The organism is Streptomyces sp. sk2.1 (assembly GCF_008120935.1).
In the GTDB taxonomy this organism is placed as follows: Bacteria; Actinomycetota; Actinomycetes; order Streptomycetales; family Streptomycetaceae; genus Streptomyces.
Window position 1 is genome coordinate 1 of the sequence record NZ_RDBO01000154.1, and the last position, 6952, is coordinate 6952.

3 protein-coding genes are annotated in these 6952 nt (G+C 74.6%); all 3 read left to right on the forward strand.

All coding sequences use genetic code 11. The features are described from left to right. The coding region (locus EAO76_RS41730) for a transposase (protein WP_148841450.1) at positions 1-289 on the forward strand (289 nt) is incomplete at its 5' end. 330 nt (positions 290-619) lie between these two features. Further along, positions 620-1999: an acyltransferase domain-containing protein gene (locus tag EAO76_RS41735; protein ID WP_148841451.1), complete on the forward strand. Its 1380-nt coding sequence runs from the start codon at positions 620-622 to the stop codon at positions 1997-1999. Further along, the coding region (locus EAO76_RS41740; protein ID WP_148841452.1) for an SDR family oxidoreductase at positions 1996-6952 on the forward strand (4957 nt) is incomplete at its 3' end. The genes EAO76_RS41735 and EAO76_RS41740, both read left to right, overlap by 4 nt.

Here is a 6952-nt window from a genome sequence, read left to right on the forward strand (position 1 = left end):
CCGGCCTCGTCACCGGCCGCGACGGCTGTTCGCCGACCGCGGCTACGACTACGACAAGTACCGCCGCATCCTGCGGGCTCGGGGCATCACCCCGAAGATCGCCCGTCGAGGTGTCCCGCACGGCTCGGGGCTGGGCAAGACGCGCTGGGTCGTGGAGCGGACCTTCGCCTGGCTCCACCAGTTCAAACGACTGCGGATCCGCTACGAGATACGCGCCGACCTCCACCTCGGACTGCTCCAACTCGCCTGCAGCATCATCTGTTTGAGACGACTCCGAACCTCATTCTGAAACGATCAGTTAGTCACTCATGTGGGTGATGACCGTGGGTGCGGCTGACGGTACGTTGAGTATGCGTGTGCATGGGGGGTGGGCGTTCGCCCTGGTTTCGTTTTCTGTTCTGGCGCTTGTCTCTGTGCTTGTCCTGGTTCTCGTTCCGGCTGTCACACCGCACGCCACACATCGCACACCGCACAACACCCCGCATCCCTTCGCGTTCCCCCGCGCCGTCCGTCCCGCCGTGCGGGGCGGACGGCGCGGGGCGGACGATGCGTCCTGCTCGGGAATCTTCCAAGTATCGCTCTGTGCAGAGGAGTTGCTTTGGTCGAGCGCTGTGCTTTCGTGTTTCCGGGGCAAGGGGCCTATCTGCCCGCCGCTCTCGCCCGGCTCGCCGTCGACGAACCGCTGGTCGAGGAGACACTGCGCCCGCTGGACGCCGCCGCCGTCCGTCTCGGGCGGAGCGCCCCCTCCCGTTTTCTGCTCGACGAGCGGGCACCGACCCTGTCCGAGCTGGTGGACGAGGCCCCGGCGGATCTGCACACGGCGCTGTTCGCCGCCGAGATGGTGCTGTTCCGGTTATTGACGGAACGTCATAAGCTTTTTCCCGACGTGCTGTTGGGGCACAGCTTCGGCGAGTTGGTGGCCCTGGCCGCGGCCGGGGTGTACGAGCCGGCGGAAGGCATGGCACTGGTCGCAGCCCGCGACGAGGCGTTCGCCGCCCGCCCTCCGGAGCACGGCGGGATGCTGGCACTGGAGATGTCCGCCTCCCGGGCCGAAGGGCTGCTGGTGGGCCTCGGGGAGTGGGAGGTGGCCTTGGCCGCGGACAACAGCCCCCGCCAGTGCGTGGTGTCCGGCCCCGAGGAACCGTTGGGCCGGGTACGGCGGGCCGCCGGGGCGATCGGCGTCAGGGCGACCGCGCTGCGCGTCCCGTACGCCTTCCACCACCGCATGCTGGCCGCCGTGGCAGGTGACTTCACCCGCCGGGCGACCGCGCTGCGGGCCGGGCCCGCGCGGCATCTGCTGCATTCGGCGATCCTGGGGCGGCGGGTGGACGACACCGACGCGGTGGCCGACCTGGTCGCCGCCCACCTGGTACGGCCCACCCGGTTCACCGACGCGGTCCGGCTGCTCCACGCGCAGGGCGTGGAGGTGTTCGTGGAGTGCGGCCCCCGCGGCACACTGAGCGATCTCGTGACGGCGACGGTGCCGGGCGTACGGGCGATCGCACCGCTGCGCCGCCGGGTGGGCGGCCCCGAGCTGGCCGAGTCGCTGAGCGGCCTGACGCCGGTTCCCCGCACGACCTCGACACCCCCGACGTCCCCGAGGCCCCCATCGGCCCCGGCGGCCCGGATCCACCGGCCCGGCCCCGCATCGACCCCTGCCGATGCGGCGGAGGACCGTACGAAGCAGGCGGCCGAGGAGACCCCGTCGGGTGCGGAGGCGTTCCCGGACCGGCGCTCCGTCGTGGCCACGCTGCGGACCCTGTACGCGGCGGCGCTGGGATATCCGCCCGAGGTCCTGACCGACGACGCCGACCTGGAGGCGGACCTCGGAGTGGACTCGATCAAACAGACCGAACTGTTCGCCCGGGCCGCCGCACGTTTCGGACGTACCCTGCCGGCGGACGGCTCCCGCCTGACCAGCTACACCACCCTGGACGCGTTGGCCGGGCTGCTGAGCACCCTGCCCGCGGACGGCACGCGCGCGGGGGTACGGGCATGAGCGGCGGCCGACCCGAAGTGCCCGCGGCACAGGATCTCGCCGGAAAGGTCGCTCTGGTCACCGGGGGCGGCAAGGGGGTCGGCGCGGCGATCAGCCGTGAACTGGCCCGGCACGGCGCCCTCGTGGTGGTCAACTCCTTCCACTCGCCGCGGGCCGCCGAGGAGACCGTCGCGTCGATCCGTGCCGCCGGGGGCCGGGCGGAGCCGCTGCGGGCCAGCGTTGCCAAGCACGACCAGGTGACCGCGATGTTCGCGACCTTGGCCGAGCGGCACGGCGGCGTGGACATCCTGGTCAACAACGCGGCGCGGGGCGTGTTCGCCCGTTTCGACGACCTCACCGACGCCGAGTGGCGGCGGGCGCTGGACACCAACCTCCACGGAGCCCGCTGGTGCGCCCTCGAAGCGGCGCCGCTGATGGCCGCGCGCGGCGGCGGTGCCATCGTGAACGTCTCGTCCGTCGGCGCCGGACTGGCCATGGACAACTACCTGCTGGTGGGGGTGTGCAAGGCGGCGCTGGAGGCGACGACCCGGTATCTGGCCGCCGACCTCGGCCCCTCGGGAATCCGGGTGAACACCGCCTCGGCCGGGCTGCTGGACAATGCCACGGCCGCGTTGTTCCCCGGTGCGGACGCCCTGCGGGCGACCTGCGCGGCGGCGGCCCCGCTCGGTGGGGTGGGGCAGGAGGACGACCTCGCCCGGCTGGTGGCCTTCCTCGCCTCCCCGCAGGCCCGCTGGATCTCCGGGCAGTGCCTGCTGGCCGACGGCGGACTGTCCGTGGGCCGCGCCATGCTCACGCCACATCGGTCCGCCCCGACTACCCCGGTCCCGGCTCCTGCGTCCCCGGCTTCCTCTCCCGCCCCTCCGTTCCCGGCTCCCTCCCTGACCCCTCCGCCTCCGGCTCCGCCTTCGTCCTCCTGCCCGGCCCCGGCCCCGGCCCGGACCGGCTCCGTGCCGACCCCGCGGCCTCCCGCCACGGGGCGGGACACTGCACGCACGGTGGCCGTGGTGGGCATGGGGCTGGTGGTCCCGGGTGCCGAGGGGCCGGAGGCGTTCCGGCGGCGGCTGATGGAGGGCGTTCCCCAGTTCGGTGAGCCGGGAGAACGGTTTTCCCTGGAGGACTTCTGGTCGCCGGAGAGTGCCCCGGACCGTACCTACAGCCGGGTCGCCGGCTACGTCCGCCCCGTACCGGACCTCGGAGAGGACACCGGGAAGGGCATCGGCGGGAACGCGGAGGAAGAGGACTTCCTCACCGTGTGGACGCGCACCGCGCTCCTCCAGTGCGACGCCCCGCGTCTGGCGTCCGGCGCCGGTGTCCGCACCGCGTGCTTCGCCGGTGCCTGGGCCGAGGGATCACAACACATGGAGGAGAGCCTGCTCGTCGAGGCCGCCGCCGACGGCATCGCGGAACACTGGGACGGAGATCCGGCCGAGGACCCCGAGGCGCTGCGCGCACTGCTCGTCCGATGGCTGCGGTCCGCGTACCGGCACGCGGGCGCACCGGCCGGACACCTGCCGACGGCGGCCCTGCGCGCCGCCGTCGCGTCGCTGTTTCCCGAGCCGGTACCGGTACAGGTCGTCGACACCGCCTGTTCCTCCGCGCTGTACGCCATCGACCTGGGCGCCCGCGCCGTACTGGACGGCGAGTGCGAACTCGCCCTGTGCGGAGGGGTGTTCTCCCTCGGCCCCCGTTACGGTGTGCTGTTCTCCCAACTGCGCGGGCTGAGCCGGTCGGGCGCGGTCCGGGCCCTCGACGCGGACGCGGACGGGGTGCTGTTCGCCGACGGGGCGGCGTTCGTCGCCCTCAAGCGGCTGGACGCCGCCCGGGCCGACGGCGATCACGTCCTGGGAGTGCTGGCCGGGTTCGGCGCGGCGTCCGACGGGCGCGGCCGGGCCGTCCACGCCCCCAACTCCAAAGGCCAGGAACGGGCGTTGAGCAGGGCCCGCGCCGTTTCCGGCATCGCGCCGGAGCAGATCGACTGGGTGGTCGCCCACGCCACCGGCACCCCGGTCGGCGACCGGGTCGAACGCGGGGTGCTGGCGGCGCAACTGCCCCACGCCCGGTGCACATCGAACAAGTCGGTGTTCGGGCACACCGGTTGGGCGGCCGGTGCGGTGTCGGTCGTCCACGCCCTGCTGGGCATGGCCCACTCCACGATCCCGCCGCAGATCCCCTACCGCGGCCCCGACGGCGCGCCGCCGCTGCGGGTACCGACCGATCCGGTGCCCTGGCCGCGCCCGGCCGACCGGCCACGAACGGCGGGGGTGTCGGCGTTCGGTTTCGGCGGGACCAACGGCCACCTGCTGCTCCAGGACGCCCCCCGGCCCGGCGAGGCCGCACCGGCCTCCCTGCCCGACCCCGTCGAGGACGATCCGGTGGTCGTCGTGGCCTGGTCGGCCCACCTGCCCGGAGCTCCGGACGCGGCGGACGTCGCGCGCCGTCTGGCCGACGGGCGCAACCCGGCGGCACGGCGTTCGTTCGGGGCGCGGTACCCGCTCCCGCCCTTCTCCGAGGTACGCATCCCCGCGCCCACCGCCGCGGGCATCGACCGGGCCCAGCTCATGGCGTTGCAGGCCGTCGCCGCACTCGTTCCCCGGGACGCCCCGCCCTGGTGGGAGGGGCTGCGGGAGACCTGCGGGGTCTTCGCCGCCCATACCGGCGTCCCCGCCGCCTCGCCCGACACGACCGTCCGGTGCCACGCCGCCTCGCTGGCCGGGGCGGTCGGGCGGCCGCTGCCCGACGGGCTCGACCGCGCCGCGCTGCGCAGGGCGACCTCGGCGTACCTCGACGCGGTGCGCGGGCGCACGCGCCCGGGGGAGGACACCCTGGCCGGGCTGATGCCGAACGTGATACCCGCCCGGATCGCCGCCCTGCACGACCTGCACGGTCCCACGATGACCCTCGACACCGGGCCCACCTCGGGCCGCAGCGCCCTCGGGGCCGCCGCCGCGCATCTGCGGCGCGGAGAGCTGGAGATGGCACTGGTACTGGGCGTGAACGGTGCCACCGGGCCCCTGTTCACCCGGCTGCACGAGCCGGCCGGTTCCCGGGAGACGGCGGAGGGGGCCTTCGCCCTGGTGCTCACCCGGTCCTCCGTGGCCCGCGCCCGCGGCTGGCCCCTCCTCACCGCCCTCGACGCCCTGTCGGACCGGCTGTCCGCCGAGCGTCGTGCACCGGACGGATGGAGCTACCCGGGAGCCGACGACCTGGTGACCGCCCTACGGCACATCGTCACCCGCACACCGGACCCCGCTCTGCCGGACTCCACTCCGCCGGACCCCACGCCGACGGCTCCGGTCCGACCGGCCGAAGGAACCCCGCCCCCGGTCACCCGGCGGCACACCCTGAGCTGGGAGGCGGCCGGACCGTGCGGCACCGGGGCGCGGCCGCTGCCGCCCCGCACCCTGGTGATCACCGGCTCCCGGCACACGAGTGCCCTGCGCGCCATGGTCGAGGCCGGTGTCCACTGCCGCCTGGTCGCCGTCGACGGGGACCGGGACCCGCAACAGGCCGTCGACCGCGCCCTGGGCGAGGACCCGGAAGGGTTTCGGCACCTGCGGGTCGTCGCCGACCTGCACCCGGCACCCGCCTGGCCCGCGCCACCCACCGCCGACGTACTGGCCGTGCAGGAGGCGGCGTTCTGGGCGGTGCGCCGGCTGCGCGACCGGCTCGCCGAGGGCGGCACGGTCGCGGTGGGAGCGGCGGCACCGTTCCTGGGGGAGGAGGCCGCCCCGCACGCCCATCTCTTCACCGGCTTCGTCAAGTCCCTGGCCTGGGAGCTGGCGGGCTGCACCGTGCGCGCGGTGGTCGGCGACAGCACCGAACCCCTGGCCGTGCTGGCCGCCCTGGAGGACGAACTCGCCCGCCCGGCCGACGGGTTGCCCGTGGTCCGCCACCGCGATGCCACCCGCTTCGTCCAGCGCCTCACCGAGAACGACCCTCCCGCGCCGGACGGGGCCCCGCCGCTCGCCCCCGGGGCGGTGGTCGTGGCCACGGGCGGCGCCCGCGGCATCACCGCCGCCTGCCTGCTCGGCCTCGCACGCCAGGTGCCCCTGCGGATCCACCTGGTGGGGGCCGGCCGCCCCGGCGACGTACCCGACGACCTGCTGCACACCCCCGACCAGGAGCTGCCCGCGGCACGCGCCCGCTACATCACCGACCGGCGCTCCCGCGAGCCACGGCGGCCGGTGGGCGAGATCAACGCCGTCTTCGACCGCCTCCTGCACGCCCGCGAGTCCGCCCTGACCCTACGGGCCCTGCGCGAGTCGTGCGGCGCCGACCGGGTCCACTTCCACACCTGCGACGTCACGGACGCGACCGCCGTACGAGCCCTGGCCGACGCCGTACGCGCCCGGGAGGGCCACGTCGACCTGCTCGTCAACGGCGCGGGGCTGCACCACCCGGGCGACATCACCCGCAAGACCCTGCCCGGCATGCGCCGTGTCCGTGACGTCAAGCTGTTCGGCCACCACCATCTGCGCGCCGCGTTCACCGGCGCTCTCGCCCCGCGCCTGTGGTGCAACTTCGGCTCGGTCACCGGAGTGGCCGGTCTGCCCGGCGAGAGCGACTACTCCCCGGCCAACGACTTCCTGTCCGCCGCCGCCCACGCGGGCGACGAGGGCGAGTTCACCATCGCCTGGACCATCTGGGACGAGACCGGCCTCGGCTCCGGGTCCATCGTCCGGGCCCACACCGCGCGCACCGCGCGCCTGTCCCGCATGACCACCGCCGAAGGGGTCGCCCACTTCCTGACCGAGCTGCGCCGCCGCACCCACGACGAGGGCGGGAGCGACCGGCTCGTCACCTTCATCGGCGAAGCCGAACACCACTCCTTCGACGCCCGCTTCCCGGGCCTGCGCACCATCGGGAACACCGGCGGACACCGCCCGCCCGAAAACCCCCGGGCCGTCCCGCCAGGTCCGCCCGCCCCGCCCGGCCCGTCCGTTCCGCCGGTTC